The following is a 20,739-nucleotide window of genomic DNA, read 5'->3' as shown; positions in this document are numbered from 1 at the left end:
CGGATGTCCCTGCCGCCCTCCCGCCCGATCGCCCCCAAATCCCGCCCCGGCGCGTCCGCGCCGCGCCGGCATGCCCTTCTGCTGGGTGTCGTCCTGTCCCCCCTGCTGCTGGCCGGCTGCATGGTCGGCCCGTCCTACCACCGCCCCACGGCCCCGGTCTCGGCCCGGTTCAAGGAACTGGTCCCGGCCCCGGGCTGGGAGAAGGCGCAGCCCGCGATGGCGGAACTGCCCAAAGATGCCTGGTGGCGGATCTATGACGACCCCATCCTGAACGACCTGGAATCGCGGGTCGCGATCTCGAACCAGAACGTCAAAATGTACGAGGCCAACTACCGCCAGGCCCGCGCCACGATCGACAGCATCCGCGCGCAGCTGTTCCCGACCATCAGCGGCAGCGTCGGCTTCAACCGCGCGGGTCACGGCGGCTCGTCCGTCTCGTCCTCCGGCAGCACCTACGCCAATGCCGGCACGGTCTACAATTCCTACAATATCGGCCCCAGCGCCAGTTGGGACCTCGACCTGTGGGGCCGAATCCGCCGCAATATCCAAAGCCAGGTGACGGCCGCCCAGGCCAGCGCCGCCGACCTCGCCAACGCCACCCTGTCCTACCAGGCACAGCTCGCGACGGCCTATTTCAACCTGCGCTACCAGGATTCGCTACAGGACCTGCTGCGCCGCTATGTCGAATTCAATAGCAGGGCGCTGGAGATCGCACAGAACCAGTACGATGCCGGCGTCACCGACCCGACGGCGGTCATGCAGGCCCGCACCCAGCTGGAGCAGAACCGCGCCTCGCTGATCCAGGCCGGCATCGCCCGCGCGCAGTACGAGCACGCGATCGCCGTCCTGGTCGGCCGCTCGCCCGCCGAACTCACGATCAAGCCGGGCGAGCTCAGCCGCGCCATCCCGGCCATTCCGGTCGGCGTCCCGGCCGACCTGTTGCAACGCCGCCCCGACATCGCCGCAGCCGAGCGCGCGATGGAGGAGTACAACGCCCAGATCGGCGCCGCCATCGCCGCGTTCTTCCCCGACGTCACGATCAATGCCAGCTACGCACAAAGCGGCGGCGACCCCGTGACCTCGCTGATGAGCGTCGCCAACCGCGTCTGGTCGCTGGGCGCCTCGGCCACCGAAACCCTGTTCAGCGGCGGCTCGCGCACCGCGGCCGTCCACTCGGCCGACGCCCAGTACGACAGCGCGGTAGCCACCTACCGACAGACCGTTCTGGCGGCCATGCAGGGCACCGAGGACCAATTGTCCAACCTGCGCATTCTCGCCCAGCAGGCCGCCCAGCAGCAGGTCGCGCTGGACTACGCCAACAGGGCGGTCCAGGTGTCGATGAACCAATACGAGGCCGGAACCCAGATCTACACCACGGTCATCACCAACGTGACCACGGCCCTGGGCATCGCCGAGACGACGCTCTCGATCCAGCAGCAACGCATGGTCGACAGCGTCGCCCTGGTCCAGGCTCTGGGTGGGGGATGGAACGCGACGCGCCTGCCATCGAAGGCCTCGCTCCAGACCGACAATCCGCTCCTGCCATCCTTCATCCAGAAGGACAAGAATCAGTAAGCGGCACGCCGCCCCGGGCCGCCAGGCAGCCCGGGGCGCATCGTCACAAGATCGTCTTGGCCGTCAGTAACGCAATCAGCAGGAAAACGACAAAGGCGAGAATAAAAAGGAAGAACAGAATCTTCGCGATACCGGCCGAAGCCGCCGAAATTCCGGTAAACCCGAACAGCCCGGCGATGATCGAAATCACCAGAAAAAACAGGGCCAGCTTCAACATCATCCACGCTCCATCAATAGTTCTTGCTGGACGAACGCCGGGTCGGCCCGGCAGTTCCTCAGCGCCGCACCCACGCCATGGCCAGGGCAAACCCCGCCAGCCCCGCCGTCACCACGGCCACCAGCGGCTGGTCCACCGTCAGATCGCGCATGGCATCCCCGACCGTGAAACAGGCCGAGCGCGCCCGGGCACACAATACCCGTCCCTTGCCCTTCACCTGAAGCGCGGGATCGCCCAGCAATCCGCCCAGCCCATCCTGAAGCCGACCGACCCCTTCTTCCAGCTTCGTTTCAAATTGTCCCTCGGTCATGATGGCGCCCCAATCTTCCTGGCAAACATAGCGACATGAGATATATGCGGGACACAGGCACCGTTTTCAAATCCCCAGCGCCCCCGGGCCCCGCGCTCCGGCACGGAGTCTCCGCGTGAACGGCTCCCCGCCTCCCAATGCCATGCCGGTCTGCATCCTGCTGTCCATCCATAACGGCGCCCGCTTCCTGGAGGCACAGCTTCACTCGCTCGTCCAGCAGACCCATGCCGACTGGCGCCTGCTCTGGCGCGACGACGGCTCGACCGACGACAGCACCCGGATCATGCAGCGCTTTGCGGACACCCAACCCGCCGGGCGCTGCATCCAGATCGTCCGGAACGCGGGCCGCCTGGGCGTGGCCGGCTCGTTCGGCCTGCTGCTGGACCAGGTGCCAGACGGCCATCTGGCCGCCTTCTGCGACCAGGACGATGTCTGGTTCCCCGACAAGCTGGCCCGCGCGGCACTCGCCCTGTCGCCCTTCCACGCAGCGGACAGGCCCGCCCTCTACTGCTCCCGCCAGGTCCTCACGGACGCCGCACTCACCCGGATCGGCGTGTCACCTCCCCTGCCGGCCACCCCCACCTTCCCCATGGCCCTGACCCAGAATATCGCGACCGGCTGCACCGTCATGCTCTCGCCCGCTGCGATCCATCTGGTGCGCGCCGCCCTGCCGCCCCCGCCCGGCACCCTGCATGATTGGTGGAGCTACCTGCTGGTCAGCGGCGCGGGTGGCCCCATCGTGGCGGACAACCAGCCCAGCCTCTATTACCGCCAGCACCGGGGCAACGCCGTCGGCGCACCGGCCCACCGCGCGACCCGCGCGCTGGCGGCCCTCCGGCGGGGCCCTTCCCTGTTCATGTCCACCTTCCGCGCCAACGTGGCGGCACTCCTCCGCCACACCGACCTGCTGACGGAACCGGCCGCCGCCCGCCTGCTCCGGCTCCGGCAGGCACTGGACACTCCCGGCCTAGCCGGCTGGCTGGCACGCGCCCGCCTCCTGCGACAGATACCGGAGATGCACCGGAACACCCGCGCCGAACAGATGATCTTCCGCCTCTGGTTCCTGCTGGGCTAAGACCCGACCGCCCACCCGGGCCGGTTTGCCTCCCGAGGTTCGATCCGCGTATGGTCGGCGCGCATTTCCGGTCCGATTCCCCGGCGGATGTAAGGTTATCAGAGGCTCCACCGTCATGACAAAAGCAGCCCCCCCGATGTCGCGAGACGGAGCTTTTCGAAAACCGGTCCATTTCAACCTGTCCGCCGATCGCGGATGGAAACAGCGCTTCCAGCTGGCAACGGCCGATTTGCGCGAGAGCATGCATCTGTGGCGGCTCATCGTCGTCCTCGGCTTTCTCGATATCAAGCTCCGCTATCGCGGCTCGGCGCTCGGTCCGTTCTGGCTGACCATCTCGATGGGCGTGCAGGTGGGGGCCATGGCCTTCATCTATGCCGACCTGTTCCACACCGACATCCACACCTATCTCCCCTTCCTCTCTCTCTCCCTCATCGCGTGGAACTACCTGAACGCGCTGGTGACCGACGGCTGCGCCTGCTTCATCCAGTCCGATTCCGTCATCAAGGGCATGCGCATGCCCTTCACCGTCCACGCGGCCCGCAGCATCGTCCGCAACACGATCATCCTTGCCCATAATGTCGTGATCATCATCGCGGTCTTCGCGATCATGGGCGTGCACCAGTCCCTTTCGTCCCTGATGGCGCTGCCGGCATTCTGCCTGTGGCTCGTCGATGCCTTCGCGTTCTCGCTGCTCTTCGGCGCCCTGTGCGCCCGCTTCCGCGACGTGCCGCCGATCATCGCGGCCATCATGCAGATCGCGTTTTTCATCACGCCGGTCATGTGGAACATGAACATCCTCAACGGCCACCGCGAGGCGATTTTCCTGATCCGTTTCAACCCGTTCTACTACCTGTTCGAAATCCTCCGGGCCCCCCTGCTGGGCACGCCGCTGGCCGCCACGACCTGGGCCTGGGCCCTGGTCATTTCCGCTATCCTCATCCTGTTCTCATGGGTCGCCTTCGCGCGGACACGCGGCCGGATCGCCTTCTGGGTCTGAAGACAATGGCAAACCTCACCGCATCCAACATCACGATCGACTTTCCGCTCTATCACAGCGAAAGCCGCTCCCTGAAGAAGACCATCCTGGGGCATGCCTCGGCCCGCTTCGGACGCGACACCCACAATCGTCCCGTCGTCCAGGCCCTGCGGGATATCTCCTTTTCCCTGGGCTCCGGCGACCGTCTCGGCCTGATCGGCTCCAACGGGTCGGGCAAGACAACCCTCCTGCGCGTGCTCTCGGGCATCTACCAGCCCACGGGCGGCATCCTGTCGGCCGACGGGCGCCTGACGGCCCTGCTGGATCCCGGCCAGGGCATGAACCACCAGCTCACGGGCCGCGAGAACATCCGCCTCCGCGGCCTCTATCTCGGCCTCTCCCCCGCCGAGACGACGGAACTCGTCAAGGATGTCGAGGATTTTTCCGAACTCGGACATTTCCTCGACCTGCCGGTCCGCAATTATTCCTCCGGCATGACCATCCGGCTGGCCTTCGCCATGGCAACCGCCTTCCCGCCCGAGATCCTGCTGATGGACGAATGGATCCTCGCCGGCGACGCCGTCTTCATGGAAAAAGCCAAGAAGAGGGTGGAAGGCATGGTCCGCCACGCCGATATCCTGGTGCTGGCCAGCCATTCGCCTTCGATCCTGGTCGAATGGTGCAATCGCCTGCTCTGGATCGAAAACGGCCAGATCAAGGGCGACGGCGACCCGATGACGGTCCTCGAACGCTATCTCCCCCCTTCGGCCTTCCGGGACCTGGCGAAAGTCGAACCCGCGGCTTAGGCCGTCCGCGAACGGCGCGGCCTGCCCCCGACCATGCCGCCTCCCACCGACAGGGTCGACGACCAGAGAAAGCGATTCATGATCCGATCCCCCGGACACCTGCGGCCGGCAATCCGCAGGATGACCGCAAACAGGGTCCATCAGGTCATGGATGCGGCCCACCGCTTCGTGCGGAGCCACCCGGCCCTGAAACGCGCGCTGCGCCCCCTCGCGCATCTCGCCACGCCGTCGCTCCTGTCCTTCCGGGCCGGGCATATTTCACGCCGCGCTTACAAACGCTGGATCGCCCGCCACGAAACGATCACGCCGGCGGACGCGGCCGCCATGCGCGCCGACATCGCCCGCTTCCCCGCCCGCCCGCTGCTTTCGGTCGTCATGGCGACCTACGAGACGCCGGAACCCTATCTCCGCGCCGCCATCGCCTCCCTCCAGGCCCAGCTCTACGCGGAATGGGAACTCTGCGTGGCCGACGACCATTCAAGCGCCCCCCATGTGGGCCGGATACTCGACGAGATCGCGGCAACCGACCCCCGCGTGCGCGTCGTCCACCGCCCCGAACGCGGCCACATCTCGGCGGCCTCCAATTCCGCGCTGGCCCTGGCACGCGGCGAGTGGGTGGTCCTGATGGACCATGACGACCTGCTCCCCCCCAACGCGCTGTACGAACTCGCCGCCGAAATCGCCGCGCACCCCGAAGCCCGAATCCTCTATACCGACGAAGACAAGATCGACGACCACGGTCGCCGCTACAGCCCCTATTTCAAGCCCGATTTCGACCCCGACCTGCTGCTGGGCCAGAACCTGCTGAACCATCTCACAGCCTACCGGCGGGATCTCGTCCAGACTCTCGGCGGCTTCCGCGAAGGGTTCGAAGGCGCGCAGGACCACGATCTGGCCCTGCGCGCCACCGTCGCCTGCGGACCGGGCGCCGTCCGGCACATCCCGCGCATCCTGTATCACTGGCGCCAGCAGACCGGCCGCCGATCCTTCTCGGAATCCGCCATGACCCGGTGCGTCGCCATGGCCCGCCGGGCCATCGCCGACCATCTGGCGGCCCGCGGAATCGCGGCCGACCTTCACCCCGCCGGCAGCCTCTATCACCGGATCGTCTTCCCCCTGCCCGAACCCGCCCCCCTGGTTTCAATCGTCATCCCCACGCCCAACCAGGCAGATCGCCTGCGCACCTGCCTCGACGGCGTGCTGAACCGGACGGATTACCCGGCCATCGAAGTGCTGGTGACCGGCACCGATCCCGACACAGTCGCGCTGCCGAAGAACATGGAGTCCGATCCCCGCCTGCGGATCATCCGCTCCCCCAACCCGTCCACTCCCGCCCAAATCACGAATCACGCCGCCGCCGAGGCTCGGGGCGACATTCTGCTGCTGCTCGACAGCCATATCGAAATCATCGCGGAGGACTGGCTGCGCGAGATCGTCTCGCATGCGATCCGGCCCGAGATCGGCGCCGTGGGCTGCCGCCTGCTTCACCCGGACGGCCGGCTCCGGCATGGAGGAACGGCCCTGGGTATCGGAGACATCGGCGCCCCCCTCCTGGCCGGCGCACGCCGCGCGGATCACGGCCCGTTCGGGGTATTGAACCTGCTGCGCAGCACCGGCGCAGTCACGACCGCCTGCCTCGCCCTGCGCCGTACCGTCTGGCAACAGGTCGGAGGAATGGACGCAACCAACCTGCCCACAGCCTTCAACGATGTCGATCTATGCCTGAAGATCCGCCAACACGGGCTGCGCATCGTCTGGACGCCCTTCGCCGAACTCTATCATCACGAAAATGCAGCGCCCGACGGGCCCGGCAGGGCGGCTCCGTTGCGGCACGAGGCCGATGCCATGGCCGCGCGCTGGGGCGATGCGCTCCTGAACGATCCTTATTACAGCCCGAACCATGCCGCGAAGGCCGCGGACTGCACCCTCGCCGACCAGCCCCGCCGCGCACGGCGCTACCGCACCGGACCTACGGGCAACCCCCAGGCATAAACGCACCACCATCGCCCCACCCCGGCTTCTCCCGCGCCACCCGACAGCCCGACCGGCCCGCCGAGCCGCATCGATCAGCGCCGGTCGCCCGGCCCCGTGCCCACCGCATCCAGGGCCGCAAGCTGATTGTCCCCGCCCCGCCGGCGGAAACCGGCAGGCCTGCCGGCGACGGCACCACTCTCCGGACCGGCGCCCTCAACACGGTTGCGCCCCCCCTGCTTGGCGCAATAGAGCGCGGCATCTGCCAGCGCCATCTGCTCGCCCAATGACGGGTCGGGAAGGCTGGCGGAAGCATAGCCGACGCTGACGGTCGCCAGCAGATCGTCGGACAAGGGCGTCTGCGCGAAGGCAATCCGCACCCGCTCGGCCAGCGCACCCAGTTCGTCATCGGACAGGCCGCTGACCGCGGCGGCAAACTCCTCGCCGCCGATCCGCCCGAAGACCGCCTCCTCACCCAGCACCGCCATCGCCACGGTACTGAAATGCCTGATCACCCGATCCCCGGTCGCATGCCCGAACGTGTCGTTGACGCGCTTGAAATGATCGATATCGAACAGCAGCACCCCCCGCAGCACCACGATATCCGCCGCCTGCCAGAACCCCCGCCGGTTCAGCACGCCGGTCATATCGTCCCGCAGCGCCGCCGCCCGCGCCTCCAGAATGGCCCGTTCCGCCACCAGCGTCAGCATCAGCCCCGGCCACAGGACGATATAGGTCAGCATCTCGAAGGGAATGGTCGCGAGCATCAGGGGCACCCACGCCGCCAATGCCGGCACCCCCACCAGCACCACCCGGCCGACGCAGGTGACAACATGCAGGCAACTCACCACGATCAGCATCTGGTGAGACCGGGTCTCGCGCGGAAGCCGGATCAACTCCCGCAACGCCAGCACCACCAGCACCATCGCCATGACCATCGCGATTTCCACACGCATGATGACCGAATGGCGGAACTGCGGCAGCGCGTAACACGCCAGCCAGATCAGCACCGGAACAGCCAGCCCGCGACAGGAAAGCGGCCTGCCGTTGAGCTGCCGGGTCGCCTGCCAGAACAAGGCGAGCGCGAACAGCAGGATCCCGTTTCCGATCGGAATGGCGATGAAATCCGGAACCGTCGGCCGCGTCACGACCAGCGGAACGCCGATGGCGGCAGCAAACGTCCCGATCTCGAGCAGCCGCAGCGTCGGATCGGGACGGTAATGACGGGCAACCCGGCAGAGAAACCCGATCAACAGACTGACAAGCGCGATGGATGGACCGGTCGGAAGGGTGGAGACGGACATGTAAAACGAATATCCCGATCCATTCTGGAACGTCATCATACCGCGGTCCCGCCCTTCCTTCCACATCCTGTCCCATGGCCTCCCGTCCGGTCACGGATGCGGCCGATGGCGGCAGCCCGGCAGGTCACCCCGCCGGGCGGATATCGTCCAGCCGGTCCAGCCGCCGCAGGCCGGGAAACAGGCGCATCCACAGCAGCGTGACCGCGATGGTGCCGATACCACCCAGCACCACCGCCTCCACCGGGCCGATCAGGCTGGCCAGCATGCCGCTCTCGAACTCCCCCAGCTGGTTCGACGATCCGATGAACAGCATGTTCACCGCCGAAACCCGGCCCCGCATCTCGTCGGGCGTCCGCAACTGCACCAGCGCGCCACGCACCACCACGCTGATGACATCGGCCCCACCCAGCACCGCCAGCGCCAGGACCGACACCACCAGCGAACGCGAAAGGCCGAAGACGATGGTCGCAACGCCGAAGACGGCGACGGCGGCGAACATCGCCCGCCCGGCCCGGCGCTTCAGCGGCCAGCGGGCGAAGATCACGGCCACCAGCAGCGCCCCCAGCGCCGGCGCCATCCGCAGGACGCCCAGGCCGGTCGGCCCCGCATGCAGGATCGCATCGGCATAAAGCGGCAGCATCGCGGTCGCGCCGCCCAGCAGCACCGCGAACAGGTCCAGCGAGATCGCCCCCATCATCTCGGGATTCGCCCGGATGAAATGCAGCCCTCCCAGCACCGTCTCCAGCGTCATGGGCCGCCGCACCCGGGCGGGAAATTCCAGCCGCATGCCCAGCGTCGCCAGCGCCGCCAGCCCGAACCCGACCGTGCAGACGCTGTAGCAGATCCCCGCCCCCACGCCGTACAGCAGCCCCCCCACCGACGGCCCCATGATCGAGGCCACCTGGAACAGCGACGACGACAGCGCCGCCGCGCGCGCAAACAGGGCCGGCGGCACCAGGGCCGGCAGGAATGTCTGCTGGCTGGGCATCTCGAACGCCCGGGCGGTGCCGAACAGCGCGACCATGGCATAGATCATGCCGGGGGTCAGCCAGCCGCCGAACGACCCGATCGCCATCAGCAGCGCCCCGCAGGCCTCCAGCGCCTGGCAGGTCGCGGTAATGAAGCGGCGGTCGAAATGATCGGCCACATGCCCCGCGACCAGCGTCAGGCAGAACATGGGCGTGAACTGCGCCAGCCCCACCCAGCCGAGCGCGCTCGCACTATGGGTCAGCATGTAGATCTGCCACCCGACCGCCACGGCCTGAACCTGCGACGAGAACGAGGACAGGGTCCGGGCCGTGAGGAAAATGGCGAAGCCCCGATGGCTGAACAGCCGCGCGGGCCCCTGTGTCGGGGTGGCGGACGGCTCCCGCGATTGGTCCGCCTGGTCGGATGGATCTGGCATGATGGTGCGGACAATAGCCCGCCGACCGTCTTTTACCATCCCGTTGTCTTCGTACCGTCATCACGGCGCGGCAATCCGGCCATCGCGCCCGCGCGGACCGTTTGCAAATCCGCGGCAGCGCGGGCAAAACCGTTCCATGACAGAGACCGTCCCATCCGCGCCGCTTCCGCCCACGGATATCGAGACTTTCGCACGCCTCGACATCCGCGTCGGCACGATCGTGGAAGCACGCCCCTTCCCCGCGGCCCGCAAGCCGGCCTACCAGCTATGGATCGATTTCGGGCCGCAGATCGGCGTGAAACGGTCCTCGGCCCAGATCACCGTCCATTACACCCCCGCCACGCTGGTGGGGCGGCAGGTCTGCGCGGTCGTCAACTTCCCGGTCCGCCAGATCGGACCGTTCCTGAGCGAAGTACTGACCCTGGGCATGCCCGACACGAAGGGCGACGTCGTCCTGATCAGACCCGACCTGACCGTGCCAGATGGAGGAAAGCTGTTCTGATGGCCACCAACTACGCAACCGTTACCTGGGACCAGCTTCACCGCGACGCCCGCCAACTGGCCGAAATCCTGATCCCGCGCGGTCCCTTCAAGGGCATCGTGGCCGTCACCCGCGGCGGGCTGATCCCCGCGGCCATCATCGCCCGCGAAATCGATTGCCGGCTGATCGAAACGGTCTCGGTCGTGACCTATGACGAGGAAGAACAGGGCCAGCCCACGGTGCTGAAGCCCCCCGTCGCCGCCGGCGACGGCGAAGGGTTCCTGATCATCGACGACCTGGTCGATTCCGGCGTCACCGCCCAGATCGTGCGCCAGCTCCTGCCCAAGGCCCTGTTCGCCTGCCTGTACGCCAAGCCGTCCGGCAAGCCGCTGACCGACCTGTTCGTGGTCGAGGTCCCGCAGGATACGTGGGTGCTGTTCCCGTGGGACACCGCGCCGCTGTTCATCCCGCCCTTGGCCCGCAAGGGCAGCACGGCAGCCTGAGGCGCCCGCGCGACCCGAGGAAAAATTTCGTGGGGCGCTTGTCAGCGCCCTCAAGGGCTCATAGCTTCGCCCCCAGGTTCGGGGCGTGGCGCAGCCTGGTAGCGCGCGTGTTTTGGGTACACGAGGCCCCCGGTTCGAGTCCGGGCGCCCCGACCAGCAGAAGAATAAAGGGAGTTTCGTTCCATGCGGGCCCGAATCTACAGGCAGGCGAAGACGGCGACCCAGTCCGGCCAGGCGAATACCCATGACTGGATTCTCGAATACGGGCAGACCCAGCCCCGTCAGCAGGACCCGCTGATGGGCTGGACCGGCAGCCGCGACACCCGTTCGCAGCTGCGCCTGCACTTCCCGGACCGCGAGAGCGCCGTCGCCTACGCCGACCGCCACGCGGTCCCCTACGATCTGGAACTGCCGGTCGCCCGCGCGCGCAAGCCGAAACTCTACGCCGACAATTTCCGCCACGACCGGGTCCAGAACTGGACGCACTGACCGCGCTCTGGCAGAAGAAACGCCACTGCGCATGCGCCCTTAGCTCAGTTGGATAGAGCAACAGCCTTCTAAGCTGTGGGTCGCTGGTTCGAATCCAGCAGGGCGCGCCAGTATCAACAGGTTAGCGCCCACGCGGTTTGCAGGTTTGCAAAACGGTTTGCAGATGATCGTGGGTCGTTTCACCCCCTGCTCACCCCGCCATCCGCGCGTGACCGCGATCGAGGACCGCCGGGCACGACGCTCCGCGGCACGGCGGCGCATCCCGCAAGACGACATCCTCGACAACCGACGACACGATCACGCTGCCAAGCCTCGCCGGTTGCTGCGGAGGCAAGTCCGGCGTTCATGCCTGGCACGAACGCCGAAGCTCACCGACAGGAACGATCGTCCGATCCCGCCGCGTCAGTGACGGCCCCCACCGCCATGCCCGCCGCCTCCATGACCACCACCACCACCGCCGTGACCACCGCCTCCGCCACCGCCACCACCATGTCCGCCGCCCGGACCGCCACCATGCCCGCCGCCACCACCGCCGCCGGGCCCGCCACCACCATGCCCACCGCCGCCGCGTCCGCCGAAACCGCCGCCACCATGCGGTCCGCCACGCCACCGGCCACCGATATCGGGGCCGACCCGATATCCGGGCCCCCAGCCACCGCCCCAGCCACCACCCCAACCGGGGCCATAATCGTAATAGCCGCCGCCATACCCGCCGCCATAGCCGTCATAATCGGCACAGCCGCCAAGAAGAGCGAGGAGCGAAAACGCGCCGACCGCGATGCGGACGCGAAAGAAACCGGTCTTCATTTCGCGTTCTCCGTCTGATCGGCGGGTGCGGGATCCGAGCCATGCCATTCCATCAGGCCGAACACCGTCCCGGCGGGGTCCGATACGATGGCGATCATGATGTTCCGGCGGTCCGGATGCGGCTGGACCAACACTTTTCCACCCAGCCGCTCGACCGCCTCGGCCGACGCACCGACACCGTCCACCTGGACAAAGCCGAGCCAGCGCCCCCGTGCGCTGGGCAACACGCGCGCCGGCAGCGGATTGACGGTCCCCCGCGCGACGGATTGCGACAGAAGCAGATACGCGGTCCCCTTGGTCGCATCCGGCGCGGCCTGCACCTGATAGCCGAAGACCTGCTGATAGAACCCGGCGGCCGTGGAGGGATCACGCGTCAGCAAGGCGCTCCAGATCCATTCGCCCTGCGTGGGGGGCGTGTCGTCGTCCGGCGCGTCGCCCGCCTGGGCGCGGAAGGCGGCAAAGGGCGCGCCCTGCGGATCGGCCAGGATCGTCTCCTCCCCCGGCGCCAGGCCGCTCTCGGCGACGGCGGAAGGCGGCAGGATGACCCTGCCACCCCAATATTTCGTCTTGGCCACCGCATCGGCCGGATCCGCCACTGAAATGACGGGCAACCAGGCCGGGCTCCCATGCCGTGAAGGGCGGGACCGTTCGACCAGGCTGGCCACCGGCTGATCGTGCACCAGCGCGACGACCGCGCGCCCCCGCGGATTGGTGACGTCGCGGAACGTCCACCCCAGCAACGCACCGTAGAAGGCTTTCGCCGCATTCAGGTCCGGGGTCGCAAGTTCGGCATAAAGCAGCTTCCCCGGCATAAGGGTCCCGGAGGTCGCCGCCGGCGCCACCACAGGCTCGGCACCGGCCGGCAGAGCCGCGCCAGCCAGGGCCAGCCCCAGCGAAATCCCGACCACCGAGGCGCGACGCCCGGCTATCTTCCAGCGAAACGCGCGCGGTTTCAGTAATGACACGTCTGGAGTTCCTCTCTATTCCGACCGGCGTCAGGCAGAGGCCCGGCAAGATGCGCTCGATTTCCTGCGCCGACCGGCGAAGCAATCTGCGTGCAATGGCAATAACACCGAACCCCTTATGCGCGTTTCCCTGCCATCATGCGCAAAAGTCTTCGTGCGCAGGAAATCCGGCGAAAAGTGTCGACGCCCCGGGCGCTGCCCGGACCCGGCAGGGCCCGAAGCCCTGCACCCCGATCACTGGATGATGAATGGGTCTCCGAAGATTCCGTCGGCCGGAACGGGCGAGCACATCTCCACGAAGGGAGGAAGCCAAAAAGCGAGGAGTCAATACCTCGGCTCGACAGGCGAATTTCCATGGATATCTGAGCAATCATGGCGGAGAGAGTGGGATTCGAACCCACGGTACGCTTGCACGCACGGCGGTTTTCAAGACCGCTGCCTTAAACCACTCGGCCACCTCTCCAGATCGGTTCGATATCGCATCCCGGGCCGCGAGACCCGAACGCCCGAACCGGACCGTGCCGACTTTTGTGCCAGCGCCGACAACGCTGTCAAGCTCTGCCCCGGCCGGTTCGGCCAGACGGCTCCCGGCCCCCTGGCCCGACACGCGCCCTGAATGCCCGCCCGACCGATGAATGTCTCCAGTCAATGCCAGCCGGCGAACCCCTTCCTGGCGGCCGGCGACACCCCGTCAGCCGACCAGACCGGATCTTTCCAGCTGCCGCCCCCGCCGCCCCGCCTCACCCCGCTCCGGCCTGCCCAGCCTGAATCCCCCCAGCAACCGGTTGAGCGCCTGCCCGCTCATGGCCAGCGCGTGGGTCGTCGCGGTGGTTTCCTCCACCATGGCGACGTTCTTCTGGGTATCCTGGTTGATCTGCCCCACGGCGATATTGATCTGTTGCAGCCCGGCCAATTGCCGCTCCGACCCTTCCACGATCGACGTCATATGCTGGTTGATGGTCTGGATGTCGGCAACGATACTGTCCAGTTCCCGGTTGGAACTCTCCACCAGCCGCACACCGCTGCCGACCTGCTCGTTGGACGCATTGATCAGCGTGCGAATATCCTGGGCGGCATCGGCCGAACGCTGGGCCAGCGTCCGCACTTCCTGCGCCACCACGGCAAAGCCCAGCCCGGCCGTACCCGCCCGGGCCGCCTCGATGCCCGCATTCAGCGCCAGGATATTGGTCTGGAACGCGATATCGTTGATCACACTGATAATGTTCACGACATCGACCGACGATTTCTCGATCTCCCGAATGGCCGTCACCGTCCGCGCCATATTGTCCCGCGATTTTTCGGCACTGGATTGGGACAGCCTTATCCGCTCGCCCGCCTCCAGCGCCCGGCTGGTGGCGTGCCTGACGGCGGTGGTGATCTGCTCCAGCGCGGCGGCGGTTTCCTCGGTCACGGCGGCCTGCTGCTCGGTCCGCCGGGCCAGGTCGTCCACCGCGCCCTTGATCTCGTTGCTGCCGACCCCGATGTTGCGCGCATTGTCCGAAACCTGCCGCAGCGCCCCCTGCAACTGCTCGGCGGAAATGTTGAAATCGTTGCGCACCCCGTTCAGGCTGTCGATGAACGGCGCGGTAATCCGATAGGAAATATCCCCCTGCGCCAGCCGGGCCAGGGCATCCGCCAGCCCATCGACGGCAAACTTGACGTCCGCCGCCTCACTGGCGGCCTTCCGCTCGCGGGCCAGCCGCTCGCGCTCCTGTTCCTCGCGCGCGGCCTGGATATCCTTTTCGAGCTGCACCCGGGCAATGGCATTGTCGCGGAAGACCTGCACAGCCTTCATCATCGCGCCGATCTCGTCATGCCGCTTCATGCCATCGACCGGCGTCCGCAGGTCGCCATCGGCCAGGCTGCGCATCCGCTGCGTCATCTGGCGAATGGGCTTGCTCAGCCCGTTGGCCTGAAACAGCACGCACACCATGGTCAGCAGAAAGGAAACCCCGGCCCCCACCAACATGCGGTTGCGGGTCAGCGCGGCATTCCGCACCAGCGTGGCACGCGGCACCGTACCCACCACCACCCATTTGCTGTCGGTATCGGGAATGGAAATGAACCGCGCCGCCTCGAAACGGGCCTCCCCATCGCTCCCCTCGACAAAACGCCCCCGGGTTTCCGAACCGGTGATAAAGGCGGCCGTCCCGGCATCGACCGGCTTGCCGATCAGCGCCGGATCATGGTTGGCAATCCAGACATTCCCCGTGCCGATCACCCCGACCACCCCGGTGCCGAGAGGCTTCAGGCCGGAGACGAACGCGCTGAGCGCCGTCAGGCGCAGGTCCGTCGTCAGGATGCCGATCGCCCTGCCCTCCCGGCGCACCGGCATGCTGATAGTCGTCATCAGCACATCCGCGCCGTTCACGGGATAATAATAGGGCGTCGTGACGACCGGCCGGTTCTCGTGCAGCGGCAGGTCGTACCATGGCCCGGTACCGGCTTCCGCCGTCATCACCAGCTTTTCCACCCCCACCGACCCCTCGGGGGTCAGGTAGAAATACGGCACGAACCGCCCCGTGGGGCTGGAAAATCTGTGCCCGATGAAATCCGCGTCCCGTCCGTCCAGCGCATTGGGCTCGAACGCCAGCGTATGGCCGATCAGGTTGGGGCGCCTGACCTGGAACGCGCTGGTCATCATCGCGCCCAGCGCATCCCGATCGACCTTGCCCGACGCCGTCAGTCCCGAGATCGTGGCCGCCAGAATGCTGCTTTCATGCGCCATCTCACCAATGATTTCGGAAATCGTGCCCGCGTTGGACGACAGGCTCTCCACAAAAAGCTGCCGGCTCTCATTCAATTCCGCGGCCGCCATCTCCCGCATGCCGATCAGCACCACCACGCAGGTGGACAGAAAGCACATGGCACCGATGGCCAGGAACAATCGGGTTCTTATTCCAAATGAAAATCCCGGTCCCATGGATGCGCTCCCCCGGCAAGCCTAGAATTCGACACTGACCGTCCCGAAATATGTGCGCGGCGAGCCCGCCAGGGCCGATTGATAATCGCCCGAAAGCGGCAACCCGTTTTCTCCGATCTGCGAAATATAAGATATATTCGTCAGATTATAGATATTCAGGTCGAATTTCAGGTTATGCAGCGGCCCGACCCTGGCAAACCGATAGCTCGCACCCAGCGAGGTCAGCCAATAGCCAGGCACCGACATGTCGTTGACATAGCTGAAATAGCGCTTCGACATGTAGTTCGCATTGGCATAAACGGTCGCCGGACCCCAATTATACGAAATGTCGGCCTTGTACATCAGTTGCGGAAAAGCGACCACCTTCTTGCCCGCCAGGCCATAGGTCACGCCTTCCGACACGATATTGTTGTCGTAAGTCGAATGATTATAGCTGATGCTGTTCGTAATCGACAGGTTTTTGATCGGGCGCAGCGTCAGGGCCGCATCGACACCATACATGCTCACGCCGCCGACATCGATCGGCGTGGAAACAGGGTCGGTAATGGGCCCGGATGTCAGGTTCTGGATCCGGTTGGAAAAATCCGCATGATACAGGTTCAGCGACCCGCCGACGATCTGCGAGAGATAGCGATAACCGACATCGTAAACCCAGGCCGTCTCCGGACGCAGCGTATTCTTCGCCGCATCGAACGTCGCCTGGTTGGCAAATCCCCCGAAGGTCGAGCCCAGCTGATAACCGCCATAGCTGTACGCCCGCATGTTGCGCGCCACGTCGAAATAGAGCTCATGCCCCGGCAGGAAATGCCACACCCCGTTGAAATGGGGCAGGAACGCCTTCGCGCTGGTCAGGCTGCCATTGGCAAGCTGGTCCTGCCCGGTATAGGCGGCATAGTTCGCCGTAGATCCCCCGACCGTCGTCACCAGCATCGATTTGAACCCGGCCCGCAGCGTCAGGTTGGCAAGGGGCCGATAGGTATCTTCCAGATGGAACTGGAAACTGTTGGTATTGAAATTCTCGCCCCAGTTCTGCTGAAACGGCGTGCCGAAATTGCCCAGGACCCCGCTGACCGGCGTCCCCTCCCCCGGCACCGGTTCCTGGAACATGTCCTGCACGACATGGTAACGGTTATTCTCGTACCAGACCCCGACATCGATCGTATGCTTCCGGAATTTATAGTCGAGTGCGGTGGTAAAGCCGAATTTCTGGTTGCCCGAGAAATTGATCTGCTCCGACAGCGGCACACCATTCGGCGAGGTGACATAGGGCGTCGTCCAGGTTCCCCACTGGTTCGCGGCCTGCCCATAGAACACCGTATTCCACGCCAGATGCCGGTTCAGCACCAGATGCGCGTTCACCCCGCCCAGATAACCCGACGAATGCGTCACCCCGTCGAAATAGGACGCATCCAGCGCATCGCCCCCGGCCGCGTTATAGGCCGCCAGCGCACCGCTGAACTGCCCCTGCGCGGCCAGATAGGCACGCGTATAATCGGCATAGTAATAATCGTTCCGGTGGCCGAGCGTGTTCAGCATGTCGATGGTCTGGTCGGCATAGTTGAACTGGGTCGCATCGTTCCAGTTGAAAAACAGTTTTACATTGCTTTCCTGCCCGACAGGCTGGACCAGCTTGGCATTCACCTGCTGGTCGAACTGCTCGCCATGCCCTTTCCACTTGTCCCCGTCCGACCGCGCATAGGAAATCGTGAACTTGGTGCCCGACGCGTTCAGCTTTCCGCTGTCGATGCGACCGTAGGTCCGAAAGGCATTGAAGCTGCCGAACATCTGCGAAATCTTGCCCCCGAACTTGTCCGAGGGATCGCGCGAGACGATCTGGATCGAGCCCCCCAGGTTGGTCGTGGCCGGCAGGGCCACATCCCCGCCGCCTTCCGAGACGTCCATGCGCTCGATATTGTCCGACAGGATCGAGAAATTTATGCTCTGGCCGTTATAGGGCAGGTAGGTCTGCGCCCCCAGCGGCACCCCGTCCAGCGTCACGCCAAGCTGGTCCTGCTGGAAGCCGCGCATATACAGGCTGGACCCCCAGGTATCGACACCCAGCGGATCGTTCGCCACGAAATTGACGCCCGGCTTGCGTGCCAGCATCATCATCGGGCTGCTACCCTGCACGAACCGGTCCATCTCCGTGCGGGTCATCGTCTCCGTTCCCCCGTTGGCGTTATGCCGCAGCGACGTCACCATGACATCCTCGGACGAACGCGCACGGGCCTCCTCATGCCGGCCGGCGGAAGCCCCCCTGGCCCCGGCCGGGCCGGAGGGCGCCGCACCCGCCTTCGCCACATGGCGCGGCTTCGCCCCGCCCGCCTTGCCCGTCCCCACGGCGGCATCGGCCGAAAACGCCAGATCCGGAATCATGACGATGGAGGACGTCAGCAGAAGAAACGACAGGAGCATCCGCGACGTCATGGCGGTCGTCGGCAAAGCCCCCGGAAGGCACGAAGCATGTCTCATCCTGGCTGTCCCATCTTCCAGACGACCGCACCGGTGATACCCGGCAGAGAGCTGAATGTTCGTTCAACCATTGCGATTTCGGAATGATGAATCCGTCATGGACTGGAAGAAATGCGACCGATACCTGTTCCCGACGATAACAGGTACGAGAAAAACACTCCTATCCCAACAGGATGGCGCATGACCGCACGCATGGTCGGAAGCGCATCCATAATCAAATGATCGGGGTGCAGGGTCTCAGGCCCTGCCGGGTCCGGGCAGAGCCCGCCTTCTCGCCAACCCTCTGGAAAACCGCACATCGACACCAGGCGACGCACAGAAAACCGCCGCCGGCGTGGGCTTTCGGAACAGCCTCTACCCGGCCCCGAAGCGCGCTTTCCCGCACAGGGCCTGAAGAATATCGGCATCGTCGCACAGGCCGACCAGCCGCCCCTCGGCCTCCACCAGCACGGGCAGGCCGCTGCGCTGGCGCAAGGCGATGATCTCGCCCAGGCTCAACCGGGCCGGCACCACGCACAGCGCCCCCTCCACCCACGCGCTATGCGGCCGCACAGGGACCGCCCGGCCGGCGACCCACATGGTCGCGGCATCGGGCGCAACCGCGATGCGCCCGCCATCCAGCATCCCGTCCGGCAGGCGCGGCAGATCCTCGAACCGCCGCATGACGGAGGCAGCCACGATGGTCGGCAGCGGATTCATGTGCCGGATGAATTCGGCCACATAATCGTCCACCGGCCGCAGCGCGATATCGTCCGGCGTGCCGGTCTGGATGATGCGCCCCTCGCGCATGATCGTGATCCGGCTGCCGATCTTCAGTGCCTCGTCGATATCGTGGCTGACGAACAGGATCGTCTTCTTCAACCGCTTCTGAAGGTCCAGAAGCTCGTCCTGTAATTTCCGGCGGATCAGCGGGTCGAGCGCGGAAAACGGCTCATCCATCAGCAAGATGTCGGCATCGGTCGCAAAGGCCCGCGCCAGGCCCACACGCTGCTGCATCCCGCCCGACAGTTCGTGGACATGGGCATCCGCCCAGTTCGACAGCCCGACCAGTTCCAGCTTCTCGGCCACGACATCCCGCCGCAGCGACGGCGCCATGCCGCGCAGTTCCAGCCCGAATCCGACATTGTCGCGCACGGTCCGCCACGGCAGCAGCCCGAATTGCTGGAAGACCATGGCGATGCGCGTCTTGCGCAGGGTGCGCAGCGTATCGTCGTCGCAGCGCGCGATATCCAGCCAGGCCAGCCCGTTGCCGATCCGCACCTCGCCGCGCACCGGCCGGTTCAGCCGGTTGGCCGCCCGCAGCAGGGTCGATTTGCCCGAGCCCGACAGCCCCATCAGCACGCTGATCTCGCCGCGCGCCACCGCCAGGTTCGCGCCCGCCACCCCCACCGTCACCTTCAGGGCCCGGCCGATCTCCTCGCGCGTCTCCCCGGCATCCAGCCGCGCCAGCGCGGCCTCGATCGCCCCGCGACGATTGCCGCGATCGAACAGGATATCGACATCGCGAAATTCCAGCGCCGCATTGACCTCTTCGCTCAAGATGCCGAATCCTTCGGGCGACAGACCCGGTCGAGCATGATGGCCAGCAGCACGATGACGAACCCGGACTCGAACCCGGCATCCACCTGCACGGTATTCAGCGCGCGCACCACCGGCACCCCCAGCCCCCCGGCCCCCACCAGCGCCGCGATCACGACCATCGACAGGCTCAGCATGATGCACTGCGTCAGCCCCGCCTGGATCATCGGCAGGGCGGCGGGCAGTTCGATCTTCCACAGGATCTGCCGCCCGGTAGCGCCGAACGCCTCCCCGGCCTCGATCAGCGACCGGGGCACCCGGGCAATGCCCATCTGCGTCATGCGGATCGGCGCGGGCACGGCGAAGATGATGGTGGAAATCATGCCCGGCACGGTCCCCAGCCCGAACAGGATCAGCGTCGGAATCAGGTAGACGAAGGTCGGCAGCGTCTGCATCAGGTCCAGAAACGGCTGCAACGCCCGCGCCAGCCGGGGCCGATGGGCACAGGCAATCCCCAGCGGCACGCCGATGGCCATGCAGAAGATGGTCGAGAACAGGATAAGCGACAGCGTCGCCATCGTCTCGTTCCAGTATCCCTGGTTGATGATGAACAGCAGCCCCAGCGCGACCAGCGCCACCAGGGCCGGCGACCGGCGGAGAAACCACGCCCCCGCCGTCGCGGCCACCACCAGCAGCAGGGGCGGAATATCCAGCAGCAGCATGGTCAGGCCATCGGCACAGAAGCCGACGATATCGGTAATCGCGTCGAAAAACCCCAGACCGTGCTTCCTGACCACATCGACCACGGCCGCCATGACGGCGCCCACCGGGATCTTGTGCTCCGCGATCCATTGTTCCGGCGCCATGATCCGCGCGGCCCCCGTCTCTCGGTGTTCGATATCGCGGACGTCGATACCCATGTGAACTGAACGAACATATAAC

18 protein-coding genes and 3 tRNA genes are annotated in these 20,739 nt (G+C 66.0%); 10 read left to right on the top strand and 11 right to left on the bottom strand.

Translation table 11 applies throughout. From position 1 onward, the window contains the following. The first annotated feature begins 3 nt into the window (after positions 1-3). Positions 4-1,575 carry an efflux transporter outer membrane subunit gene (locus tag HLH27_RS01350; RefSeq protein WP_182947288.1) on the top strand — a complete coding sequence of 524 codons (1,572 nt, stop codon included), beginning with the start codon at positions 4-6 and terminating at the stop codon, positions 1,573-1,575. A gap of 43 nt (positions 1,576-1,618) precedes the next feature. Here HLH27_RS01350 and HLH27_RS01345 read toward each other — a convergent pair whose 3' ends face one another. After that, positions 1,619-1,792, bottom strand: coding sequence for a DUF1328 domain-containing protein (locus tag HLH27_RS01345; protein WP_182947497.1), 174 nt, complete (start codon positions 1,790-1,792; stop codon positions 1,619-1,621). 58 nt (positions 1,793-1,850) lie between these two features. Continuing rightward, positions 1,851-2,102 (bottom strand): hypothetical protein, encoded by a 252-nt coding sequence (locus HLH27_RS01340; protein WP_182947287.1) that lies wholly within the window; start codon positions 2,100-2,102, stop codon positions 1,851-1,853. Positions 2,103-2,217: 115 nt separating this feature from the next. Between HLH27_RS01340 and HLH27_RS01335 the strand changes: the two genes are divergently transcribed. From HLH27_RS01335 to HLH27_RS01320, 4 genes are all read left to right on the top strand, one after another. Continuing rightward, positions 2,218-3,177 carry a glycosyltransferase family 2 protein gene (locus tag HLH27_RS01335; RefSeq protein ID WP_338029811.1) on the top strand — a complete coding sequence of 320 codons (960 nt, stop codon included), beginning with the start codon at positions 2,218-2,220 and terminating at the stop codon, positions 3,175-3,177. A 136-nt stretch (positions 3,178-3,313) separates the two neighbouring features. Further along, complete coding sequence (locus HLH27_RS01330; RefSeq protein WP_246375293.1) at positions 3,314-4,174, top strand: ABC transporter permease; 861 nt, start codon at positions 3,314-3,316, stop codon at positions 4,172-4,174. 5 nt (positions 4,175-4,179) lie between these two features. Further along, the gene (locus HLH27_RS01325; protein ID WP_182947285.1) at positions 4,180-4,959 is read left to right on the top strand and encodes an ABC transporter ATP-binding protein; all 780 of its coding nucleotides are present in this window, start codon (positions 4,180-4,182) and stop codon (positions 4,957-4,959) included. 120 nt (positions 4,960-5,079) lie between these two features. Continuing rightward, positions 5,080-6,951 carry a glycosyltransferase family 2 protein gene (locus HLH27_RS01320; RefSeq protein WP_182947284.1) on the top strand — a complete coding sequence of 624 codons (1,872 nt, stop codon included), beginning with the start codon at positions 5,080-5,082 and terminating at the stop codon, positions 6,949-6,951. Positions 6,952-7,025: 74 nt separating this feature from the next. On the opposite strand, the gene HLH27_RS01315 is transcribed toward HLH27_RS01320, so the two are convergent. Both HLH27_RS01315 and HLH27_RS01310 read right to left on the bottom strand, forming a co-directional pair. After that, complete coding sequence (locus HLH27_RS01315) at positions 7,026-8,234, bottom strand: GGDEF domain-containing protein (protein WP_182947283.1); 1,209 nt, start codon at positions 8,232-8,234, stop codon at positions 7,026-7,028. 124 nt (positions 8,235-8,358) lie between these two features. After that, complete coding sequence (locus HLH27_RS01310) at positions 8,359-9,639, bottom strand: MFS transporter (protein WP_182947282.1); 1,281 nt, start codon at positions 9,637-9,639, stop codon at positions 8,359-8,361. Between the two features lie 136 nt (positions 9,640-9,775). Between HLH27_RS01310 and HLH27_RS01305 the strand changes: the two genes are divergently transcribed. The 5 genes from HLH27_RS01305 (at position 9,776) to HLH27_RS01285 (ending at position 11,222) form a co-directional block, all read left to right on the top strand. Then, positions 9,776-10,141: a tRNA-binding protein gene (locus tag HLH27_RS01305; protein ID WP_182947281.1), complete on the top strand. Its 366-nt coding sequence runs from the start codon at positions 9,776-9,778 to the stop codon at positions 10,139-10,141. Further along, a complete protein-coding gene (gene gpt / locus HLH27_RS01300) occupies positions 10,141-10,623 on the top strand; it encodes a xanthine phosphoribosyltransferase (RefSeq protein ID WP_182947280.1) in 483 nt (160 codons plus the stop codon). The genes HLH27_RS01305 and gpt overlap by 1 nt, the downstream gene beginning before the upstream one ends. 79 nt (positions 10,624-10,702) lie before the next feature. After that, a tRNA-Pro gene (locus tag HLH27_RS01295) sits at positions 10,703-10,779 on the top strand. 27 nt (positions 10,780-10,806) lie between these two features. After that, entirely contained in the window at positions 10,807-11,112 is a 306-nt protein-coding gene (locus HLH27_RS01290; RefSeq protein WP_182947279.1) for an ETC complex I subunit, read from the top strand. A gap of 33 nt (positions 11,113-11,145) precedes the next feature. Then, positions 11,146-11,222, top strand: a tRNA-Arg gene (locus HLH27_RS01285). 258 nt (positions 11,223-11,480) lie between these two features. Here the strand turns inward: HLH27_RS01285 and HLH27_RS01280 are convergent. From HLH27_RS01280 to choW, 7 genes are all read right to left on the bottom strand, one after another. Then, positions 11,481-11,768 carry a hypothetical protein gene (locus HLH27_RS01280; protein ID WP_182947278.1) on the bottom strand — a complete coding sequence of 96 codons (288 nt, stop codon included), beginning with the start codon at positions 11,766-11,768 and terminating at the stop codon, positions 11,481-11,483. Positions 11,769-11,915: 147 nt separating this feature from the next. Further along, a complete protein-coding gene (locus tag HLH27_RS01275) occupies positions 11,916-12,884 on the bottom strand; it encodes a VOC family protein (protein ID WP_338029810.1) in 969 nt (322 codons plus the stop codon). 373 nt (positions 12,885-13,257) lie between these two features. Beyond that, a tRNA-Ser gene (locus HLH27_RS01270) sits at positions 13,258-13,347 on the bottom strand. Between the two features lie 228 nt (positions 13,348-13,575). After that, entirely contained in the window at positions 13,576-15,771 is a 2,196-nt protein-coding gene (locus HLH27_RS01265) for a methyl-accepting chemotaxis protein (protein WP_182947277.1), read from the bottom strand. A 57-nt stretch (positions 15,772-15,828) separates the two neighbouring features. Beyond that, positions 15,829-18,222 (bottom strand): TonB-dependent receptor domain-containing protein, encoded by a 2,394-nt coding sequence (locus tag HLH27_RS01260; protein ID WP_246375291.1) that lies wholly within the window; start codon positions 18,220-18,222, stop codon positions 15,829-15,831. Between the two features lie 411 nt (positions 18,223-18,633). Next, positions 18,634-19,818 carry a quaternary amine ABC transporter ATP-binding protein gene (locus HLH27_RS01255; RefSeq protein ID WP_182947276.1) on the bottom strand — a complete coding sequence of 395 codons (1,185 nt, stop codon included), beginning with the start codon at positions 19,816-19,818 and terminating at the stop codon, positions 18,634-18,636. After that, entirely contained in the window at positions 19,815-20,717 is a 903-nt protein-coding gene (choW, locus tag HLH27_RS01250) for a choline ABC transporter permease subunit (RefSeq protein WP_246375289.1), read from the bottom strand. Before choW ends, HLH27_RS01255 begins: the two co-directional genes overlap by 4 nt. Positions 20,718-20,739 lie beyond the last annotated feature (22 nt).

It is taken from the genome of Gluconacetobacter takamatsuzukensis (assembly GCF_014174275.1).
Classification (GTDB): Bacteria; Pseudomonadota; Alphaproteobacteria; order Acetobacterales; family Acetobacteraceae; genus Gluconacetobacter; species Gluconacetobacter takamatsuzukensis.
The sequence above is the reverse complement of the archived record's forward strand: the minus strand, read 5'-3'. Positions and strand labels throughout refer to the sequence as shown.

Excerpts from the sequence above, each read along its gene's own strand:
- gpt (WP_182947280.1), top strand. The coding sequence starts at position 10,141 with ATGGCCACCAACTACGCAACCGTTACCTGGGACCAGCTTCACCGCGAC.
- HLH27_RS01310 (WP_182947282.1), bottom strand. The coding sequence starts at position 9,639 with ATGCCAGATCCATCCGACCAGGCGGACCAATCGCGGGAGCCGTCCGCC.
- HLH27_RS01320 (WP_182947284.1), top strand. The coding sequence starts at position 5,080 with ATGACCGCAAACAGGGTCCATCAGGTCATGGATGCGGCCCACCGCTTC.
- HLH27_RS01260 (WP_246375291.1), bottom strand. The coding sequence starts at position 18,222 with ATGCTCCTGTCGTTTCTTCTGCTGACGTCCTCCATCGTCATGATTCCG.
- HLH27_RS01345 (WP_182947497.1), bottom strand. The coding sequence starts at position 1,792 with ATGTTGAAGCTGGCCCTGTTTTTTCTGGTGATTTCGATCATCGCCGGG.
- HLH27_RS01340 (WP_182947287.1), bottom strand. The coding sequence starts at position 2,102 with ATGACCGAGGGACAATTTGAAACGAAGCTGGAAGAAGGGGTCGGTCGG.
- HLH27_RS01315 (WP_182947283.1), bottom strand. The coding sequence starts at position 8,234 with ATGTCCGTCTCCACCCTTCCGACCGGTCCATCCATCGCGCTTGTCAGT.
- choW (WP_246375289.1), bottom strand. The coding sequence starts at position 20,717 with ATGGGTATCGACGTCCGCGATATCGAACACCGAGAGACGGGGGCCGCG.
- HLH27_RS01330 (WP_246375293.1), top strand. The coding sequence starts at position 3,314 with ATGTCGCGAGACGGAGCTTTTCGAAAACCGGTCCATTTCAACCTGTCC.
- HLH27_RS01350 (WP_182947288.1), top strand. The coding sequence starts at position 4 with ATGTCCCTGCCGCCCTCCCGCCCGATCGCCCCCAAATCCCGCCCCGGC.
- HLH27_RS01305 (WP_182947281.1), top strand. The coding sequence starts at position 9,776 with ATGACAGAGACCGTCCCATCCGCGCCGCTTCCGCCCACGGATATCGAG.
- HLH27_RS01290 (WP_182947279.1), top strand. The coding sequence starts at position 10,807 with ATGCGGGCCCGAATCTACAGGCAGGCGAAGACGGCGACCCAGTCCGGC.
- HLH27_RS01325 (WP_182947285.1), top strand. The coding sequence starts at position 4,180 with ATGGCAAACCTCACCGCATCCAACATCACGATCGACTTTCCGCTCTAT.